Genomic DNA, 20,108 nt, shown 5'->3' with positions numbered 1-20,108 from the left:
ATGATCGTTTTTTAGTTACAAATATAGCTTTATAACAGTAATTTTTGCTCTATTTTCCTATTTCAACAAGCTCTGTCAAACAATCTTTCCATCCTTTAATTAAATAATCTATATCTTCATCTGTAGTTACTGGTGAAATAAGCATCATATTATGAAATGGAGTAATGAGAATTCCACGATTTTCTAAATAAATGTGTAAATAATACATCAGCTCCCAGTCAAAATATTTTTTAGCTTCTGAACCTGTTTTAGGAGCATTGGGCATAAATTGCAATTCACATCGTGCACCGCTGCGGGTAAGACTCCAAGGAATATTGTATTTGTATAAAATTTTTTCTAACCCATCTGACAGACGGTTTTGACCGGTAAACATCTTTTCAAAGGCTTCTTCTGTAGCAACTTTTTGCAAAGTTTCACGCATAGCTGCAATGGCAAAAGCATTAGCAGAAAGAGTACCACCTATACCCATAGGATCAGAAACACTTTTATGACCGTAAGTCTCATTTATACGATCACCAATTTCTTTCGTAAAGCCATAAACTGAAACCGGAATTCCTCCTGCAATTGATTTCCCCAGTGTTATAAAGTCCGGTTTTAAACCGTAAGCTTTAGTATAACCTCCATAACCATTTGAAAAAGTATGTGTTTCATCATAGATCAAATAAGTACCATATTTATCACATAGTTCACGTAGTTTTTCATGATAGCCAGGCTCAGGTAATACCATTCCACAATTGGTCATTACTGGTTCAATAAGAACACAAGCACAATCTTTGTATGAAAGTTCATTTTCTAATGCTTCAATATCATTAAATTCAACAACACGGCTTAAAGCTTCTTTTGGAACTGCCGGGTTCATATCATATTCTGATCTTAATTTTAATTTACCATCAAGTCCAATATGTGGGAGGGTTTCATCAAGACTGCCATGATAACTTTCATTAATTGAAAGCACTTTTGGTCTTCCGGTTAATGCACGGCAATTACGTATAACATAACGGTTGGCTTCAGTCGCTGTCATCGCAACTTGCCATAGTGGTAGTCCAAAACGTTTACTTAATTCTTTCCCGATTTCTAAGGAGTCAATAGAAGGCATCATAGTTGTAATACCCTGCTTTACTTGTTTTGCTACGATTTCGGCAGTAGCCTCTGGGGAGTGTCCAAACATAGCACCAGTATCACCAAGACAAAAATCAATATACTCATTTCCGTCTATATCTTCTACTATGTTTCCTGAAGCTTTATTAACAAAGATTGGATAAGAAGTTCCCCAGTCGCCCATCCAAGGCATAGGTACACCATTTAATAGCATTTCTTGTGCTTTATCAAATGTATCTTTGCTTTTTTTAGTACGCTTTGCAAATAATTCATCTTCACGGGCTCTTAATTTTTTAAGACCTTCGTCACTAATTAGTCTATAAGGTGTTTTATTATCTGTAATCATTTTTATATCCTCCTTGATTAAATAGTTTTTATTAATATATAAAACAGCAAATTGTGTGCCAAGGTCAATAAGACTTATATTATCAACAATTTTAACGGAAAACTTTTAATAATTGTCATATTTGACAATTCATTTGTCACAATTGACTATAAATTATAAATAAAATATACTATAAATAATATAAAGTTTTATAAGGAGGAATTTATATTGAATTTAGCTATTATACAAAATACTGTAATGGAAGTTGCTGAAGCTACTACTCATGTTTTAGGAATTGAAACAGAAATAGTGGATAAAAATCTTGAAATCATTGCGGGTACAGGAAGATATAAAGAAAAGTTAGGAACATTTGAAGAAAATGGGAAAATCAGTAAAGATGAATTTTATGGTAATATTTTAATTAATGGTCAGGCAGTAATTTTAAAAAGCACTGAAAATCATCCCAATTATCATGCTAAGGAAAAAGAATTAGCTGAAATATGCTGCCCTATTATTTTAGATAAACAAGTAATAGGCATCATTGCTTTGGTAGCATTTAATAAAAAGCAGCAAAATATATTGATTTCCAATAGTAAAAATTTATTATTGTTTTTAAAAAAAATGGCATCACTTATTGCAAGTAAACTAGCAGAAACACAAAAAAGCTCGGAATTAAAGGCTATTTTAGAGTCAATTCATGACGGAATTATTGCCTTGGATCATGATGGTATTATAATGTCTTGTAATAAACAGAGCGAAACACTTTTAATGAAAAACAGTGAGAATCTAATTGGTAAACCAATAAATAAAATATGGTCTAATTTTCCTTTTTCAGAAGTAATAAATCAAGGCAAACTTATAACAGATGTAGAGGAAATATATATAGATGAATCGGGAAATGATATGCATTTTTTAATTACTGCAATGCCTATTAATACAGAGATAGGCGATAAAAAAGTAGTAGTGGGTTCTGTTATTTCTTTTCAAGACGTATCGGATGTGCGTTCAAGGATTTATAATATGACGCAAATAGAAAATACAACATCTTTTTCTGAAATCATAGGACAAAGTAAATCAATCTCAAGAGTAAAGCTAGAGGCTGCACAAGTTGCTGCCAGTCAATCTACTATATTAATAACGGGAGAAAGTGGTACTGGAAAGGGCTTTTTTGCCCGAGCTATTCACAATGCAAGTAAAAGAAAAACTGCTCCGTTTATTACTATTAACTGCGGCGCGATTCCAGATACATTGCTGGAAAGTGAACTGTTCGGATATCAACCAGGCGCATTTACAGGGGCTAGCAAGACTGGAAAAACAGGCAAATTTGAATTAGCAAATAACGGCACTATATTTTTAGATGAAATTGGAGACTTCCCCCTTCACCTTCAAGTTAAATTACTTCATGTACTGCAAAAACGTGAAGTTGAAAGGATTGGAGGAAATAAAACTATACCAATTAATGTACGTATAATAGCAGCTACTAATAAAAACTTAGAAGAAATGATAAAAAATAAAGAATTCAGGGAAGATTTGTTTTTTAGATTAAACGTAATTCCTTTGCATCTCCCTCCATTAAGGGAACGTACGGGAGATATCTCAATTCTTCTTAATTATGCTTTAAATAAATTCAATAAATTAATTGAAAAAAATATTTTAGGATTTTCTCCTGAGGTTTTAAATTTATTATTAAATTATTCTTGGCCGGGAAATATCAGAGAATTAGAGAATGCAGTAGAATATGCAGTGAATATAGAAAGAGAATTGCATGTTCAATTGAATAGTCTACCACAAAGAATAAAATTAAATAATTCTGAATTACATTTAACAAATTATATAAATGAATTCAAAACTGCCGAAACACAATCACTGAATGTCAGAACTGATTTATTTCAGAAAGGGATAATTGAGGATTGTTTGGAGAAGAATGGTTATTCAGTAGAAGGTAAAAGAAAAGCTGCAAAATTATTGGAAATTAGTGAATCAACTTTATATAGAAGAATCCGTGAATTAGGAATAAAATCAAAATAAAGAATCCTTAATCATTATACATTATATTTGCAGCTGCTTGTAATTACAGGGTTGTCCTTATTCCATCATAGGCTAAATAAGTATTTGAAAAGATTTTACGTATATTATCAATATATTGTTCTGGTTCCAATAAAGCCGGACTATAGTGTGTGAGCCATAACTGTTTCACATGTGCATCTTTTGCAAGTAATGCACTTTCTGAGAATATCATATGACCTTTTTCCGCCATCTTATAATGTAAATTTTCATCACCATACATTCCTTCACAAATAAATAGATCGGCATTACAAACAAAATCTTTCATACTGTCTACTAATTGTGTATCTGTGCAATAGCAAATTTTAATTGGATTACGTATACCATCTAAAACCATTTTGGGCTGGATTATACGTCCATCTTCTAATTTTACAGATTGCCCATTATGAAGTATTTTAAAAAAATTTTTTGGTATATTAAGATTATTTGCTTTTACTGGATTAAATATAGGCTTACGATTTAATGTAATACAATAACCAAAACATGGAATACTGTGTTTTAAAGGTAAATACGAAATTATAATATCACCTATTTTTAATCTATCTGTTTTGTTTTCTAATTCGATTAACTTGAGTGGAAATGTAAGAATTGGGGCAATTACAGTTAAACTTGAGACTATATGTTTTAAACCAATAGGACCAATAATCGTAAGGGGTGTAGTTTTGCCATTATTACCTAAAGTAAGTAAAAAACCAGGAAGACCTGCTATATGATCTGCATGATAATGTGTAATAAGTAAAGTGTCAAGATGACTTATTTTACAATTGGATTTTTTTAAAGCTATTTGAGTACCTTCGCCACAATCAATCAAAATTGCTTTACCTTGATATTCAACCCAACAACAAGATAGCCATCTGTTTTCTAAAGGAATGGTCCCTCCTGTGCCAGGTAAACATACGTCCAACATTTTAAAATCTCCTATATATTATTTTTTACTTTTTTTATTAAATACATTAAACTTTAAATTATATTTTTTAATAGTTTGTCTTATAATATTACACTTTAAAAGCAACAAGTAATATGCTCACCGTTGTCGTGTGCATATTCTTTTAGAGCAGAAACTTGTGAATCCTTACCTAATACTAAAAAAATATCACCTTTTTCTAAAACAACTTCGGGCCCAGGATTAAAAGTTATTATTTTCTTATTATCTTTTTTAATAGCTAAAATGATTAAACCAAAACGAGCAGGAATATTTAATTCCCCAATTTTTTTATTCACCATTTCTGAATTTTCATTTAAAAAGATGTCTTCAAGATTAAATTCAATATCACCGGAATGTGAAATTATATCCAAAAAAGAAACAACAGATGGTCTAAGCATTAATGAAGCCATTCTCCTTCCTCCAATAGCATTTGCGGATATAGTATAATTAGCCCCTGCTTTTTTTAGTTTAGAAGGAGAACTTTTGTCAATAGATCTTGAAATTATATATAAATTACTATTTAATTGCCTAGCAGTAAGAACAGTATATAAATTATCTACATCTTTAGAAAGAGCACTAATTAAACCTTTTGCTTTTTTTATATTTGCTTTTTCTAGTATTGACTCTTCTGTTGCATCTCCTCCGATTATTAACATATTTTTTTGTAAATAATTACTAACAATTGATTCATCTTTTTCAATAATTACAAAAGGAACATCTCTTTTAAAAAAAAGATCGGCAACAACTCGTCCTGATTCACCTGCACCGCATAATATATAATGGTTTTCAAGTTTAGCGATTTTTGATTCCATTTTTTTATTCCTCCATAAATCTCTTAGACTACCTTCAATGAAGATTACGACGATTCTTGTAAATGCGTATCCTGCAGTACCTACACCGGCAAAAATAATAAATATAGAAAATATTTTAGATTCAGGAGTCATAACTCCTACCTCTGTGTAACCTACGGTTGATACTGTAATAACTGTCATATATAAAGCATCTGTTAAAGATACATTTAATAAATTATAGTATCCAATTGTACCTACAATAATTATTGTTAAAAAGATAATAGCTGTTAAAATAATTTGTCTTTTATGCTTCATAAATAACTCCTGATAAATAGCCTGTTTAGTTTTTTATTAAAACTAGCTCATTAATTTTAATATTAATTACAAAAATATTTTATTTATTTTAACATTTTTTACTTAATACTTCCATATTTTATATTAAAAAAGTTTACAATTATTATTTTTTTTGTAAATTAGATACAAATTTATTAATTTTATAACTTAATCTTATAGTTTAAATATGTTATAAATACAGCAAGTAAAATAGCTATAGAAGATAATAATTCAGATAAAAATCCTTGAAATAATAATGATGCAAAAAAAAGAAATATAATGAATTTATTTAAATCTTTGTACAAAGAATGATTTTCAGTTAGTTTAAAATATAAGTTATTTAAATAATTCCAAAAGGAATATAACACTTTATAGACCCCCTTACTTTAATTGTTTCTTAATTATAATTTTTTGGTTTTTATAAATTCTTTAAGTTGTTTTATTTGAAAATATAAGTCAATAAAAATAATTATAACAGATATAATTATAAATATAAATGCTAAAATTTCCATTGAAAATGTGGTAGCCATCTTTTTAAATTCTAGATATATCAAAGCAGCGATAAACAGACCAGCCAAATAAGTTATAATTCTTAATGCAAAAGCAACATACGGCAATTTTGAATTTTTTGTTTTCATAATTTGTACCACCTTTTTATAATAGAAGAATTTTTATTTCTGATTGAAGTTCTTGTTTATTTTATTTAATTGATGATGTAATAAATGGCTGATACATCATTAATGCATGATTTTCTGTAACATATTCATCATCTATTTCAATACCGTCCAAATTATATTTTTTTCTGCATAAAATATTATGCCTGCTGTATTGCCCCCAATATTCGGCAACCATTTTATGATCTTTTTCATATACTTCATATTTATATTGAGGTATATGATTCGTATTCCATTCACCAACTAAGTCTTTATCAGTTACTTTAAGCTTAAGTTGAAATGGAAAATTGGTATCATTTCGTATTATTAAGTCACGATAATTATAAACACAAGTTGCTCCACTACCAAAGGGTTGTGTACGATTTGAATCAGGGAAAACATCAAAGCTATGTCTGTATCTTTCCAAAATTGTTAATGGGGTATGAATAGTCATCCAATAAATTAAATTTGAAAGTTGACAAAGCCCTCCACCTGTTTTTGCTGTAAAATTACCTGAGTTTAAAACCATACCATCTACATATCCTTTTCTTTTAGTGGGCTTTCCTATTAATTTCCAATATGAAAAAGTTTCACCTGGTTTTATTGTTACATTGTTTAATTTTTTTACTGCAATTTTTAAATTAATTATTTTATTATATTGCAAATATATTTCTACATTTTTTAATTGTCTTAAAAGCGGTGTAGAGTGATAAAAATATGTATTATTTAATTTATGATTGTTTTGTTTTACAAATTTTTGTTTGCCAAAAATCCACCATAAATATCGTTTAAGTGTATAGTAGTTTTTCCCAAGGTATAATCTCAAAGCAGTGCGTTTTTTTGGCTTAAGGGGATAAATATTTTTTGACATTCTAATTCTCCTCGTATTTATTTAAATTTATGCATGTTCTTTTTAAATAAATCATAATATATTTTCATATTTTCTAAATCCTGCCATTTGCTTGTTTTTACAGGAATTGTATCAAGATCATAAATTTGAGCTTCCTCCATAGATAAAATAAATGGTGAATGGGATGCTATAATAAATTGACATCCCAAATAATGTGTACACTGTAGGATTAGTTCTGAAAGTTGTAATTGGAATTTTGGTGATAAACTATTTTCTGGTTCATCTAAAAGATATAATTTATCAGGTACAAAAGTTCTGTCAAAGTATGCTAATGCTGTTTCACCATTGGAGAATTGTTCAATATTTTCTCCAACACGATCTGTTATAAATTGAGTCTTGGATTGCCTACGTGCAGCATTTTGTTCTTTTAATCTATCTAAATCATTTAAAGAATTAAAACTAATTTCACTATATTTTGCTTCATAATAATCTTGTTCTTTCTGCTCTTTTCTTTTATCTATAAGTTGATTTTCATCTCTGATTAATAATATATTGTCAAAAATATCTTCACTGGTTATAATTTTACTGCCCAATGGTATATCTATTGATAGGCCTTCATCATTAGTTTCCATAGAGTAATCACAAAACTTTTTAACATATTCTTTAAATTTAGGATTTGTATTAAATAAAGTATTTCTTGGCAGTTTTAACTTTTCTGCAATTAAATTAAGCAAAGTTGATTTACCTGAACCATTACTGCCATAAAAAATAGTGATAGGTTTAAAATGTACATCACTTAATTCTTTATGAGGAAAAATTCCATATGGATAAGCACTAGGTGTGGGATTATTAAATTCTTCTTCATAAAGTGATGGTAAATAAAAACTTTTTAAATAAATCATTATTAAAACTCCTAAGATATTTATTAATTAGTTTTTGATATATATCAGTATATTTTTTTGCATTGATTTTTGTATAATTAATAGCATATAGTATTACTTTGTATATAAATTTTAAAAATTTTATATGTCATACTGATAAAATAAGTAAAGGTGAAAATATTACGTAATTTTATAAACAAAATTAAAGATTCATTTTATTTACACAATTTTCTACAATATATACCATATCAGACTCAGCTCCAAGGCTGAAATTGAAGAGGACTCCGCTACCTCCACCAGCTCCAATTGCAGAAATAATAATATTATCATCTTCGCTTACCACAGTAAGGCTTAAACTTGCTCTGTTACCATTTCTCATAAAATATTTATCGTATACACGTACACCAACTTTTACATTATTTAAATTTAAATTACTTTCATCTACTAAATCCATACTAAATCCACTGTTTAATATTTCATTATGCAATGTTGAAAGTATTTTTTGAAAATCACCCTTTATTTTTTTTTCATATTTAGCCATATATACTTCTCCTTATTATTATAATTAGTATTTTAATTAAATTATAGCATCATATTTTATTATAAAATTATTAAATTATAAATACTATTATCAGACAAATATTTTTTACTTAAAAGGATACAAAATTTTATATAAAAAAATAAATCCTCTAAAACAAACGTTTTAGAGGATTTTGCTATAGAAATATATTACTCAGAATCTATTTCAGATTCCATTGCTTCTTTTATGGCGTTTCTTATAGCATCAGCTTGGTCTTGAGTAATGGTGCCATCAGAAACTAGTTTAGTATAGGGATCATTTCCTTTAGAAGTATCTGAATTATTATCCCTAACAGGCATACTATCGATGATAGAATCAGCTTGGTTTTGAGTAATAGTTTCATCGCTTACAAGATCGCTTAAAATATCATTCAATGTTTCACCAGAATCTTTAGCATCTCTCATAGCTTCATGGATAGAATCAGCTTGATCTTGAGTTATAGTACCGTCAGAAACAAGGTCACTTAAAAATCCTTTTCTTTCACCTGTGAATGAAGAGTTGTTATCATTTGACGGCATACTATCGATGATAGAATCAGCTTGGTTTTGAGTAATAGTTTCATCGCTTACAAGATCACTTAAAATATCACTCAATGTTTCACCAGAATCTTTAGCATCCTTCATAGCTTCATGGATAGAATCAGCTTGATCTTGAGTTATAGTACCGTCAGAAACAAGGTCACTTAAAAATCCTTTTCTTTCACCTGAATTTGCTTTAGCAGGCATATTGTCAATGATAGCATCGGCTTGACTTTGGTCTATAGTACCTTTATCTATCAGTTGATTTATAATATCATTTTTTGTAGTACCTGAATCTTTTGCAGATTTCATTGCTTCATTAATGATATTTAGTTGATCTTGAGAAATAGTTCCCTTTGAAACCAAGTTATTATAATTATTATTTCTTTCTCTAAATATTTCTGCTTTACCAGCAGGCATATTTGATGTAACTACATCAGCCTGGTCTTGAGTGATATTTCCTTTGTCAACAAGTGAATCTAAGGCAGATTTGTATATACTAGACATTTCCTCAAAGTTTGCCATTTGAGGTCTTTGTTCCATATTTCTTTGGTTAACACTGCCCCCTTCTGCTGCAAAAACAGTTCCTGTTCCTGATAGTGCAATTATCCCTGTCATTGCCAATGCGGATAATTTGATAGTTACGGTTTTTAATTTCATTTTTTATACCTCCTTTTTCTATAGTCTGATTGACTATATTCATATTCTAGCTTTTACTTCAAAAAAAATCTCCGCAAAACTGTGGCAAAAATGAGGCAATAAATATTAAAAATAGAATTTAAAATATATTCATGATAAAATTTGTTTAGAGGTGATTTATATATATGAAAAAAAATTTAATTTATATTGCTGATGATGAAATTAATATATGTAATATTATAAAATCTTTTTTAGTTAAGGAAGGATATGAAGTTGAAACCTTTAATGATGGCATTTCAATTATAAATGCATTTAATAAAAAAGAACCTGATATGATTATTCTTGATATAATGATGCCAGATATTGATGGATATTCAGTTTGTTCTGCTGTTCGTCAAAAAAGCGGTTTACCTATAATTATAGTATCTGCTAAAGATACTGAACCCGATAAAATAGCTGGCTTAACTTTAGGAAGTGATGATTATTTAACAAAACCATTCAGTCCTATGGAACTCATTGCCAGAGTTAAGAGTATATTCCGTAGAATTGAATTTGATAAAAATATTGAACAACCAAACAATATTTTACATATTTCTGATATTATATTAGATATTGATAATAAACAAGCTTTTATTGGAGAAAATGATATTGGTCTTACTATGATGGAATTTTCTCTTCTTTTATATTTAGCAAGCAATAAGAATAGATCTGTCAGCCGAAATGAACTTCTGGATAAAGTTTGGGGTTTTGAAAACGAAGTAGAAACTCGTGCAACTGATGATATGATAAAAAGATTAAGAAAAAAATTATCGAATTCAGGTTCCTTGCTAAAAATTGAAACTGTTTGGGGATTTGGCTTCAAAATACTAAATAAGGAATAGTGCCATGAGAAGTAACACAATTAAATGGAGAATCTTTAAATATAATCTTATCATGATTGTATTGTTAATGCTATTAGTATCAATAATATTTAACATTGCTGTTAGAATGTATATAGAGAGTGATATTATATCGCAGTTGGATAAAATTACGTCTCGTACTGTTAATGCTGCTTTGTATCAAGGTGCACCTTTCCCACATTCACCAAAGAAACCTCCCGATTTAATTGAAGATGATACTAAAGATGAAAAAGTTTTTAGATATTATTTTATGTTGGATCGTTCATTAAAAGAGCCCCTTTCAATATTGAATGCATACTATATTTTATTAGATAAACAAAAAAATTTAATACTTCCTCCCGTAAATTTTGAGAATGATTCAACTGATTTAAATTATCAAATTATAGAGGATATAGAAAAATTATCAGAGAATTTCAGCAGTGAAGAATATTTAAAACTTAATGTATCCGGAACAGATTATATTGCGGTAGTAAGACAACTATCACAAAATAGTGATTCTGATTTAGGATGGATTATTATATTCTCCAGTTTGGAGAAAGTAAATCAACTGCAATATAAAATAAATATAATCCTTTTGACTATATTAATTTTTTCTTCTTTGATAGCTGTAATACTTTCTTCCAGCTTATCCAAAAAATTATCCAAACCTTTTGATTCTTTGAGTCAGCATATTAAAGCTATTTCAGAAAGAAATTTTGGAAATCAAATTAAAATTCCTGTTTATGATGAACTGCAAGAAGTGGTGAACAGTATTAATGTTATGTCAGAAAAATTAGGAACTTATGATAAAGCTCAAAAGACTTTTCTGCAAAATGTATCCCATGAATTTAGGACTCCTCTTATGTCTATTCAAAGCTATGCTGAAGGTACAAAATATGGTGTTGTTGAAAGTGAAACTGCGATTGATATTATATTAGATGAATCAAAGAGAATGACTTCTTTGCTTGAAGAGCTTCTTTACTTATCTCGTCTTGAAACAATAGAGGAAAGTTATAAATTTATAAAATTGAATTTTAGTAAATTATTATACTGTATTATTGATCGTTTAAACGGAATTACAATTAAACACAATATAAATATTATAACAAAAAATATAAATGAAGAAATTGAAATACTTGGAGACGAAGAAAAACTTTCCCGTGCTATAACAAATATAATCAATAATTGTGTAGGCTATGCAAAAACTACTGTAACAATAGAAACTACAATAAAAGATAAAAATGTATTAAATATTAATATATTTGATGACGGTGAAGGATTTGAATCCAAAGATCTTCCTAACATATTTGAAAGATTTTATAAAGGTAAAAAAGGTAATTTTGGACTTGGTTTAGCAATAAGTAAAAATGTTATTGAAAAACATAACGGTAAAATTTATGCTAAAAATCATGATAACGGTGGTGCGTTGTTTGTAATTGAACTTAATATTTAATCTTATTTAAAAAAATCGGTACCCTTTTCAATTTTATAAACACAGGTTTTTACAGTATTTTAAATTATTTTTTTTATACCAGTAAATCCCAAGTGATAATACTGCTAATAACCAGGTCATAGGATATATTGACGCTATATACATAATTTTTTCTCCTTGAATATATGAAAAAGTAAATAACAAAACAATTCTCATGATACAAAAATGAAACATTGTTATTAACATAACTTGCGTAGTTTTTCCTATTCCGCGAATTGAATTTGACAATACTTCAAAAATTATATATAACCAATAAAAAGGAAAGGTTACTTTGATAATTTTGATACCCTCAGAAATTACATTTGTATCTGGATTAAAAATATAAAAGAAGAACTCACCATAATATAATAAGAGTATTTCAATTGGTATTACAGTTAATAATCCTAAGATAATACAAAGTTTAATGCTTTTTTTGACTCTATCTGCTTTTCCTGCACCAATATTTTGGCTTACAAAACACAAATTTGCTTGCCCAAAAGCTAACACAGGATAATAAATTAATAGTTCTATTTTAAAATAGCTAGTAAAAGCTGCTATTGAGTTAACTCCTAAATTATTAATATTATATTGTACAAATATATTTGATAAAGTAATAATCATATTTTGGAATCCTACCGGTATCCCAAGAATTAATATTTTTTTTAACATATGGATTTTTATTTTTTGAAATGTGAAATGAATATCTTCAATATGTTCATATTTTAAAAAGAAAATAAATACACCTGCAGCTGCTATTAATTGTGAAAAAAAAGACGCCATAGCTAAACCGGTGATTTCCATTTTAAAAATTATAATAAATAATGCATCCAAAAAAATATTCAATAATCCTGCAATTGTTTGAATTATCATAGGAACTTTTGAGTTACCAGAAGCTCGTATCATTCCAGATATCATATTAAATAAAATGATTGGTATCAAACATAAAAAGTAAATTTGTAAATATTCTTCAGCTATTTTTAAAATATCATTTGGAGTATTTAATAATTGTAAAAGGAATGATGCAGAAAAATAACCTGCAATCGATAATAGTCCTCCACCAACGATTGACATACATATAGATGTATAAAATATATAACCAGTTGTTGTTTTATCTTTCCCTGCCCCTACCGATTTACCATAAATAATACTTGTGCTAACTGATAAGCCTGTAAATATTCCTATCATACAAGTAACCAATAATGAACTGGCGCCAATTGCGGCTGATGCTTCTTTGCCTAAGAAATTACCGGCAAAAATCAAATCTGCTGAATTATATAATTGTTGAATAAAAAATGAACCAATTAATGGTAACGTAAATAGAATTACCTGTATTGGCATATTCCCTTGTGTCAAATTCTGTTTTACTTTACTCATTAAATAAAGTTTCCTTCCTTCTATTTTTGCACAAATATTGAAAACATAGGTGTTGAATTATAATTTATTTTTTCTTCATTAGACCATACTCTTTTCCATACATGAAGATTTAATTTAATTTTTGTAACGTTAAGATTTTCTAATATTGAAACATCCCACTGAGGTCTTATACATTGACTTAAAGGTAATTTTTTTGCAATTTTCTCCATACTGTCAATATCTGTGCATGTATAATGATCATCAAATCTCATTTCTTTTACTCTTTTTCTGTCATTTTCATATTCCCTTTTCATATTTCCATCAAACAAATGATTATACCAATTTGCATCAAAATTTAACAATACACCATCTTTTTTTAATACACGAATCCATTCGCAATATGCCTTTTCTGGATTTTCCAGATTCCAAGTAAGGTTTCTACTTACTATGACATCGAATGTTTCGTCTTTTATTTCAAGTTTTTGTGCATCGGAAAGAAGCCAATGTATATTATCTCTATATTTCCCGGAATTTACTTTAGCCCTTTCTAGCATAGAATGTGTACAATCTACAGCTGTTACGTCGTATCCTGATTCTGCAAGAAGAATTGCAAAGAATCCAGGTCCTGTACCAATATCTAGTATTTTTAAATCATTTCTATTCTTTGGAAAAGATTCCGTTAAAACATTTAGCCATTTTTCTTTTTGTATCGAATTTAATTCTTCTTCATTTACTTTAGAATATCCTATAGTTCTGTTAGTCCAATATTTTTTATTTTCATCGAAAAGTCTCATATTTATTTCCCTTTATATATCTTTAATTGGTTTTAAAATATTTGATAAATTTATATTTATTTCTGAGCAGTAATAAGAAAAGTAGGAGCAAATTTACCGTTTTTTTCTCTTAAAATACGAGCACCTGCTTTTCTATCACATTGATAATTTGAAAACCCTATCTTTTTTATCACATTAAGATCCCAATCTGGTCTCTTATTTTTACTAATTGACATAGATTTTGTAATTTGATTAGATTCTTGATATAACTCTTGTGTCATTCCAATATGTAATCCGGTGGTATTAATATTGTACATAGTTTTATTTTCTTCCATGCTGCGAACTTCATGACCAAAATCGGCATCAAAATTTAAAAGTATTCCACCTTTTACCAAAACACGCCTCCATTCACTATATGCTTGTTCTGGTTCAGGTAATGTCCAGGTTAGATTACGTGTAATTACCACATCAAAGCTTTCTTCTTCAAATTTTAACTTTTGTGCATCCATTACATCAAACTGGATTTCATACTTCATTTCTTCAGATAATTTTTTTGCTTCTTCTATCATTGCAGGTGTTAAATCAATGCCATGTACTTCATGTCCTTGTTTCGCAAGCAATAAAGCAAAATATCCCGTTCCAGTTCCCACATCCAAAATTTTTAATCTTCTTTCTAAAGGAAGATATTTCATAATTTCATTCATCCAACGATTACTTATTTTATCTTCCAATTCTATTTTGCGTACTGTAGCAAAATCATGTGCACGTTTTGTCCAATAACCTTTTACACGTTCTTTTACATATTCCAATTTTATTGCTCCTTATCTTTCAAATGCGTATTCCAATAATTGCTTAGTATAATCTTTTTTAGGATTTGTAATAATTTCCTTTGCAGTACCTGATTCAATGCATTTACCTTCATGCATTACCATAATAGTTTCACAAATATTAGTTACTAATACAATATCATGGGATACGAATATTATTGCCATATGAGATTCTTTTGCCAACTTTATTAATAATTTCATTATTTCTGATTGAACCGAAACATCTAATGCACTTGTGATTTCATCACATAGTAACAAATCTGGATTGACAGAAATAGCTCTGGCAATAGCTGCACGCTGACACTGACCACCGCTTAATTCTAGAGGGTATCGATCTGCAAGGCTTGGTTTTAAACCAACTTTTTCCATAAGACTATCAATTTTTGCATTTAATTCAATTTTATTTTTAATCCCGCAAAGATTTTTTAATGTTTCACTAATAGAAGACCGTATCTTTCTTCTTGGATTAAAAGATTCGAAAACATTTTGAAAAATCATTTGAATACCACAGAACTCAGTTTTTGTTCGATTTAAAACAATATTTTTCCCTTTAAAAAAGATTGTTCCATCTGTAGCTTTCTGTAATCCACCTATCTGCTTTAATAATGTACTTTTCCCACTGCCGCTTTCTCCTACAATTCCTAATATTTCTCCTGGTTTCAGATACATATTTACCTGTGAAACAGCTTGAAAAGATTTTTTGTATTTTTGAAATTCTTTACTTATATTTTTAAGTTCTAATAGATGATCTGTAGTTTTATTTTCTTTCTTTTTATCCACCAGATTCCCAATTTGAGGAACAGCTTTAAACAAACTTTTTGTATATAAATGTTTTGGATTTTCCAGTACATCTTTTGCCGTACCAAATTCCACAATTTTTCCTTTATTCATAACTCCCAATTTATCAGCTATTTTAGATACTACTCTAATATTATGCGTTACAATAATTATTGATGTTTGATAATATTCTCTCATGCGAAGTAATTCATCAATTACCTGTTCTTGTGCTGTAACGTCTAATGCACTGGTAGGCTCGTCTAAAAGAAGCAAAGAAGGTTCTAATAAAACTGATAAGGCAATTGCAATTCTTTGATTCATACCCCCACTCATTTCATAAGGGCAACTATCTAAAATTCTCTGACCTTCTAAGAGATTAAGGTTTTGAAAAATTTCTAAAATTTGATTTTCAAAATTTTCTTTTTTATATTTTCCATGGCTTTTTAATGTCTCAATAAATTGTTTTCTGTAAGTACGGATTGGGTTAAATGAAGTTTTAGGATTTTGAAATATTATCCCAATATGTTTACCACGTAATTCTTTTCTTAGCATTATTGTCATAGAAGATAAAATTTTATTTTCAAATATTATTTTCCCACCAGATAAAAAAATACCAAGATCATCTATAGGTAAGATTGTCTTTAGCAATGTACTTTTTCCACTCCCGCTCTCACCAACAATTCCTAAAATTTCTCCTTTATTTAATTTAAAATTTATACTAGATATTACATCTATACCGCCATAATTTACAGATAGATTTTCTACGGAAAGAACTGTATTATTCATGGTTACTGCTCCTTATACCAATATAATCACTTATAGCATTTCCCAAAAGATTAAAAACCGATACTGTAACAAATAGTGCCATTCCTGGTGCCAGAACTGCCCAAGGCGCTTGCTGTATATATCCTCTTGCTTCATTTATCATTGAACCCCATTCTGCTTCTGGAACCTGTACTCCAAGTCCGAGATAAGATAAGCCGGCAAATCCAAGCATTGTTATACCAATTTGTATAGTTGCATTTACTATAATTTCTCCCGTAATATTTGGCAGTATATGAACAATAATAATTCGTATACTGCTATTACCGCAAAGTCTTGCCGCATCAATATATTCTTCTTGTTTTAAAGCTATTACCTGACTTCTTGCCAGTCGCGCGTATAATGTCCACCCAGTGATTCCAAGTGCAATAATTGCATTTGTCATATTACCACCTAACACTCCAGCTACAGCAATTGCAAGAACCATTTGAGGAAAGGTCAATAGAATATCAACTAAGCGCATAATAAGATTATCAAGAATACCTCCATAATATCCTGCTATAACACCAAGCGTGGTTCCTGTTATCATAGTTGTTATTACTAGAAAGAGCGCAGAAAAAATGGAAGTCATAGTTCCCATAAGTACTCTAGAAAAAATACAGCGTCCTAATTTATCTGTTCCAAAAATGAACTGAAGAGTTGGAGCTGATTTCATATAAGAAAAATTTGTTGCATATGGATCATTTGGTGTAATATAAGGTGCCAGTAAGCTAACAAATATCAAAATCATTGCCAATATAGAGAAAAAAATCACCTTTTTTCTAACAGTACTCTTTGTTATATTTCTATTATTTAGATTTAGTTTTATCCTGCACATATTAACATATTACTCCTTTATTCTTGGGTCTAAAAAATGGTAACAAATATCAATTACAAGATTTACAACAACATAAATAATTGCCATTATGATTACAAAACCTTGAATTACAGGATAATCTCTTGCAGTAATAGAATCCATTACTAGTTTACCGATTCCTGGCCACATAAATATACTTTCTATTACTACACTTCCTCCCATCAATGTACCTATGGATAAGCCCAGTACTGTAATAATAGAAATCATGGAATTACGTAATACATTATAAATTATAATGTAATTTTCTTTAATACCTCTTGCTCTTGCGCCCTTTACATAATCTTTTCCTAATTGCTCTATTGCAGCTACTCTGATTTGGCGGATAAATCGGCTAATTAAAGGTAATGATAACGCTAGTGTTGGTAAAAAAAGCCCTTGTATAGTTCCCTTTGCAATAACAGGAAAAATTTTCATGCGTATACAAAAATAATAAATTAATATAATTGCGAGAAGAAAATTAGGTATAGCATTTCCAGCAAAACATAAAAACTGAATGACGTAATCAGAAAAATAATTTTTTCTTACTGCTGTATACATACCAAGAGGAATAGAAATTATAATCGATAAAACGAAAGCACTAGTAGCTAAAATAAAAGTATATTTTATTCCTTTTTCTAATTTCTGAGCAACCGGCGTACCATCTTTATAAGAAATACCCATATCACCATGAAGCAAATTGACAAGCCAATCTGCATATTGCTTTATAAAGGGTTGATTTAGTCCCATTTCTTCTCTTGTTTTTTCTAATACTTCCGTTGTAGTTGCTACCCCTTGTGCAATTAGTTTTTTTTGTGCAGGATCTCCCGGGGATATATAAAGTAAGGCAAAGGTTAAAAAAGTAAGACCTAAAATGATAGGTATTAACTGTGCTAAACGTTTTATGATATAATTTTTCACTATATACTCCTGTATTTATAACGATAAAAAGAGCATAACTATTAAAAAGTTGTGCTCTCTAACTTTCATACAGATTATTGCATATCTGTATTTGCATTTAAGAAATAAAAATCAAATGGGCAGTTTTCAGATACATTAGTTATACCAGTTTTCATAACAGTTGTTTTATTAAATAATGCCACATATCCAAATGCATCTTCATCTATTGCTATCTGTACAATCTGATTTGCCAATTCTGCACGTTTATCAGAATTTGTTTCTACCTTTAATTTATCTATCAATGTTTGTGTTTCCGAATTAGAGAATCCACCACAATTATATGGTGCTCCTTCTGCAAGCGTGCAGCTGACAAAATAGTAAGGATCACAAGCCTTATCTGCAATCATACAATATAATGCTATATCAAAATCTCCTGTAGCAATATAAGTTCCATCAGGATCTTCTTCGCAAGTCAATGCCACTTTAATACCAATGTCTTTTAACTGTTCTTGCATTAGTGTAGCTAAGGTATCCAGACTTCTTGCTGCATAATATGCAAGATTTAATGTAAGAATTTTACCGTCTTTTTCATAATATCCATCTGTATTTAGAACATATCCGTCTTTTTCAAGAAGAGCCTTTGCTGCTTTTGTATCAATAGCATCCTTTGTTACCTTTCCGTAAGCAGTGGTAGAACTAAATGGTCCCACCGTACTTGATACAGTACCATTTAAATATTTTTCAATTGCTTTGGAATCAATAGTAAGATTTATTGCTTTTCTAATAGAGCTATCTATTCTGTTTTCATTTAAAATATAGAACTGCAGTCTTGTTGCCGGAATGGTTACTAATTTATAGGTGTCTGGAGCTTTTGCATATATTTCTGCTGCATCAGCAGTTACGCTGGCATAACTATCAATTTCCCCATTTTGCATTGCCATTAATGATGTATCTGGCTCTGGCATATAATAAAATTCCGCACCGTCTAATTTGACTTCTCCATTCCAGTAATTTTCATTTTTAACAACTTTAATAGTTCCACCTGGTTCAAAAGAAGAAACCACAAATGGACCTGTAGCTACAAGTTCTGTACTCATATCACCACTATTGTCTAAATCTACAATGGCAAGTTCAGGACTTGCTAGGTCATTTAATAATGTTGGATATATATCGTCGGTTGTAATAGTAAATGTATTATCATCTATTTTTTCATAAATACATTCTGTTAAATATGCAAAACGTGAATTTATCTTCCCTGTATCTTGTAAATTACGAATAACTATATCTGATGTAATTTTATTACCATTAGAAAAACTTATATCTTTTTTTATTTTAATAGTCCATATATTTCCGTCTGATTCAGCACTTTCCGCAAGTAAAGGTTCTATAGATGATTTATCATTCATAACAAATAATGCTTCTGTCAAACCATAAATAGACGTGTACCACCCTTGGTAATCCAAATGTGGATTTAATGTTTCAAGTACAAAAGATTCTGAAGTCTTTAGAATTTTTTCATTTAATTCTTTACTATTATCAGTATTATTACCGCATCCTGAAAAAGCAGTTACAATTACCAAAAACATAGCCAAAATAGCAATTAAGCTTTTTTTCATTATATTATTTCCTCCATTATAATTTATTTTGTGTCATATTATGTAATATTATGTCGTACAAAGTATAAAGGAAGAATATCTTATTGTGCAAGCCCCCCTAGGGGTTGTTTTTTTATTAATAAATAATTTTTTTTAAATGTTCTTAAGAAGATTTTAAACAGAATATAAAATTGAAGAGAAAGGTAAGAAATGCGTAGTAATA

At 29.2% G+C, this 20,108-nt stretch carries 18 protein-coding genes; 3 read left to right on the top strand and 15 right to left on the bottom strand.

Annotation, left to right across the window (positions count from 1 at the left end; all coding sequences use genetic code 11):
- Positions 1-49 precede the first annotated feature (49 nt).
- Positions 50-1,444, bottom strand: coding sequence for a transaminase (locus K292_RS0102840; RefSeq protein WP_037372271.1), 1,395 nt, complete (start codon positions 1,442-1,444; stop codon positions 50-52).
- A gap of 207 nt (positions 1,445-1,651) precedes the next feature.
- On the opposite strand from K292_RS0102840, the gene K292_RS0102835 reads away from it, so the two are divergent.
- Positions 1,652-3,451, top strand: coding sequence for a sigma-54 interaction domain-containing protein (locus K292_RS0102835; protein ID WP_027398566.1), 1,800 nt, complete (start codon positions 1,652-1,654; stop codon positions 3,449-3,451).
- Between the two features lie 43 nt (positions 3,452-3,494).
- Here the strand turns inward: K292_RS0102835 and K292_RS0102830 are convergent, their stop codons facing one another.
- From K292_RS0102830 to K292_RS0102795, 7 genes are all read right to left on the bottom strand, one after another.
- Complete coding sequence (locus tag K292_RS0102830; protein ID WP_027398565.1) at positions 3,495-4,394, bottom strand: ribonuclease Z; 900 nt, start codon at positions 4,392-4,394, stop codon at positions 3,495-3,497.
- Positions 4,395-4,489: 95 nt separating this feature from the next.
- Positions 4,490-5,518, bottom strand: coding sequence for a potassium channel family protein (locus K292_RS0102825; protein ID WP_027398564.1), 1,029 nt, complete (start codon positions 5,516-5,518; stop codon positions 4,490-4,492).
- 419 nt (positions 5,519-5,937) lie between these two features.
- Positions 5,938-6,174 carry a hypothetical protein gene (locus K292_RS0102815; RefSeq protein ID WP_027398562.1) on the bottom strand — a complete coding sequence of 79 codons (237 nt, stop codon included), beginning with the start codon at positions 6,172-6,174 and terminating at the stop codon, positions 5,938-5,940.
- Positions 6,175-6,235: 61 nt separating this feature from the next.
- Positions 6,236-7,060, bottom strand: a complete 825-nt coding sequence (locus tag K292_RS0102810; protein WP_027398561.1) for a VanW family protein — start codon at positions 7,058-7,060, stop codon at positions 6,236-6,238.
- Between the two features lie 17 nt (positions 7,061-7,077).
- Positions 7,078-7,941 carry an AAA family ATPase gene (locus K292_RS0102805; RefSeq protein ID WP_027398560.1) on the bottom strand — a complete coding sequence of 288 codons (864 nt, stop codon included), beginning with the start codon at positions 7,939-7,941 and terminating at the stop codon, positions 7,078-7,080.
- Positions 7,942-8,122: 181 nt separating this feature from the next.
- Positions 8,123-8,461, bottom strand: coding sequence for a DUF6054 family protein (locus K292_RS0102800; RefSeq protein WP_027398559.1), 339 nt, complete (start codon positions 8,459-8,461; stop codon positions 8,123-8,125).
- Positions 8,462-8,649: 188 nt separating this feature from the next.
- Positions 8,650-9,678, bottom strand: a complete 1,029-nt coding sequence (locus tag K292_RS0102795) for a hypothetical protein (RefSeq protein ID WP_027398558.1) — start codon at positions 9,676-9,678, stop codon at positions 8,650-8,652.
- A 164-nt stretch (positions 9,679-9,842) separates the two neighbouring features.
- Here K292_RS0102795 and K292_RS0102790 point away from each other — a divergent pair, with 164 nt between their 5' ends.
- Both K292_RS0102790 and K292_RS0102785 read left to right on the top strand, forming a co-directional pair.
- Positions 9,843-10,538, top strand: a complete 696-nt coding sequence (locus tag K292_RS0102790) for a response regulator transcription factor (RefSeq protein ID WP_027398557.1) — start codon at positions 9,843-9,845, stop codon at positions 10,536-10,538.
- A gap of 4 nt (positions 10,539-10,542) precedes the next feature.
- On the top strand, positions 10,543-11,988 hold the full coding sequence (locus K292_RS0102785; protein ID WP_027398556.1) for a sensor histidine kinase: 1,446 nt from the start codon (positions 10,543-10,545) through the stop codon (positions 11,986-11,988).
- A 33-nt stretch (positions 11,989-12,021) separates the two neighbouring features.
- Here the strand turns inward: K292_RS0102785 and K292_RS15735 are convergent, their stop codons facing one another.
- From K292_RS15735 to K292_RS0102750, 7 genes are all read right to left on the bottom strand, one after another.
- On the bottom strand, positions 12,022-13,380 hold the full coding sequence (locus K292_RS15735) for an MATE family efflux transporter (RefSeq protein WP_037372267.1): 1,359 nt from the start codon (positions 13,378-13,380) through the stop codon (positions 12,022-12,024).
- A 20-nt stretch (positions 13,381-13,400) separates the two neighbouring features.
- Entirely contained in the window at positions 13,401-14,153 is a 753-nt protein-coding gene (locus K292_RS0102775) for a class I SAM-dependent methyltransferase (protein ID WP_037372265.1), read from the bottom strand.
- Between the two features lie 56 nt (positions 14,154-14,209).
- Positions 14,210-14,941, bottom strand: coding sequence for a class I SAM-dependent methyltransferase (locus K292_RS0102770; RefSeq protein ID WP_027398554.1), 732 nt, complete (start codon positions 14,939-14,941; stop codon positions 14,210-14,212).
- A gap of 12 nt (positions 14,942-14,953) precedes the next feature.
- Entirely contained in the window at positions 14,954-16,522 is a 1,569-nt protein-coding gene (locus K292_RS0102765; RefSeq protein ID WP_027398553.1) for an ABC transporter ATP-binding protein, read from the bottom strand.
- Positions 16,515-17,375, bottom strand: a complete 861-nt coding sequence (locus tag K292_RS0102760; protein ID WP_037372263.1) for an ABC transporter permease — start codon at positions 17,373-17,375, stop codon at positions 16,515-16,517. Before K292_RS0102760 ends, K292_RS0102765 begins: the two co-directional genes overlap by 8 nt.
- A 9-nt stretch (positions 17,376-17,384) precedes the next feature.
- Positions 17,385-18,311 carry a nickel ABC transporter permease gene (nikB, locus tag K292_RS0102755; protein ID WP_027398551.1) on the bottom strand — a complete coding sequence of 309 codons (927 nt, stop codon included), beginning with the start codon at positions 18,309-18,311 and terminating at the stop codon, positions 17,385-17,387.
- A gap of 74 nt (positions 18,312-18,385) precedes the next feature.
- Complete coding sequence (locus K292_RS0102750) at positions 18,386-19,906, bottom strand: ABC transporter substrate-binding protein (RefSeq protein ID WP_027398550.1); 1,521 nt, start codon at positions 19,904-19,906, stop codon at positions 18,386-18,388.
- Positions 19,907-20,108: the final 202 nt, after the last annotated feature.

Origin of the sequence: Anaerovorax odorimutans DSM 5092 (genome assembly GCF_000426305.1) — a bacterium.
GTDB classification, from domain to species: Bacteria; Bacillota; Clostridia; order Peptostreptococcales; family Anaerovoracaceae; genus Anaerovorax; species Anaerovorax odorimutans.
This window is presented reverse-complemented; position numbering and strand designations above follow the sequence as displayed.

Excerpts from the sequence above, each read along its gene's own strand:
- K292_RS0102840 (WP_037372271.1), bottom strand. The coding sequence starts at position 1,444 with ATGATTACAGATAATAAAACACCTTATAGACTAATTAGTGACGAAGGT.
- K292_RS0102830 (WP_027398565.1), bottom strand. The coding sequence starts at position 4,394 with ATGTTGGACGTATGTTTACCTGGCACAGGAGGGACCATTCCTTTAGAA.
- K292_RS0102825 (WP_027398564.1), bottom strand. The coding sequence starts at position 5,518 with ATGAAGCATAAAAGACAAATTATTTTAACAGCTATTATCTTTTTAACA.
- K292_RS0102815 (WP_027398562.1), bottom strand. The coding sequence starts at position 6,174 with ATGAAAACAAAAAATTCAAAATTGCCGTATGTTGCTTTTGCATTAAGA.
- K292_RS0102810 (WP_027398561.1), bottom strand. The coding sequence starts at position 7,060 with ATGTCAAAAAATATTTATCCCCTTAAGCCAAAAAAACGCACTGCTTTG.
- K292_RS0102805 (WP_027398560.1), bottom strand. The coding sequence starts at position 7,941 with ATGATTTATTTAAAAAGTTTTTATTTACCATCACTTTATGAAGAAGAA.
- K292_RS0102800 (WP_027398559.1), bottom strand. The coding sequence starts at position 8,461 with ATGGCTAAATATGAAAAAAAAATAAAGGGTGATTTTCAAAAAATACTT.
- K292_RS0102795 (WP_027398558.1), bottom strand. The coding sequence starts at position 9,678 with ATGAAATTAAAAACCGTAACTATCAAATTATCCGCATTGGCAATGACA.
- K292_RS0102790 (WP_027398557.1), top strand. The coding sequence starts at position 9,843 with ATGAAAAAAAATTTAATTTATATTGCTGATGATGAAATTAATATATGT.
- K292_RS0102785 (WP_027398556.1), top strand. The coding sequence starts at position 10,543 with ATGAGAAGTAACACAATTAAATGGAGAATCTTTAAATATAATCTTATC.
- K292_RS15735 (WP_037372267.1), bottom strand. The coding sequence starts at position 13,380 with ATGAGTAAAGTAAAACAGAATTTGACACAAGGGAATATGCCAATACAG.
- K292_RS0102775 (WP_037372265.1), bottom strand. The coding sequence starts at position 14,153 with ATGAGACTTTTCGATGAAAATAAAAAATATTGGACTAACAGAACTATA.
- K292_RS0102765 (WP_027398553.1), bottom strand. The coding sequence starts at position 16,522 with ATGAATAATACAGTTCTTTCCGTAGAAAATCTATCTGTAAATTATGGC.
- K292_RS0102760 (WP_037372263.1), bottom strand. The coding sequence starts at position 17,375 with ATGTGCAGGATAAAACTAAATCTAAATAATAGAAATATAACAAAGAGT.
- K292_RS0102750 (WP_027398550.1), bottom strand. The coding sequence starts at position 19,906 with ATGAAAAAAAGCTTAATTGCTATTTTGGCTATGTTTTTGGTAATTGTA.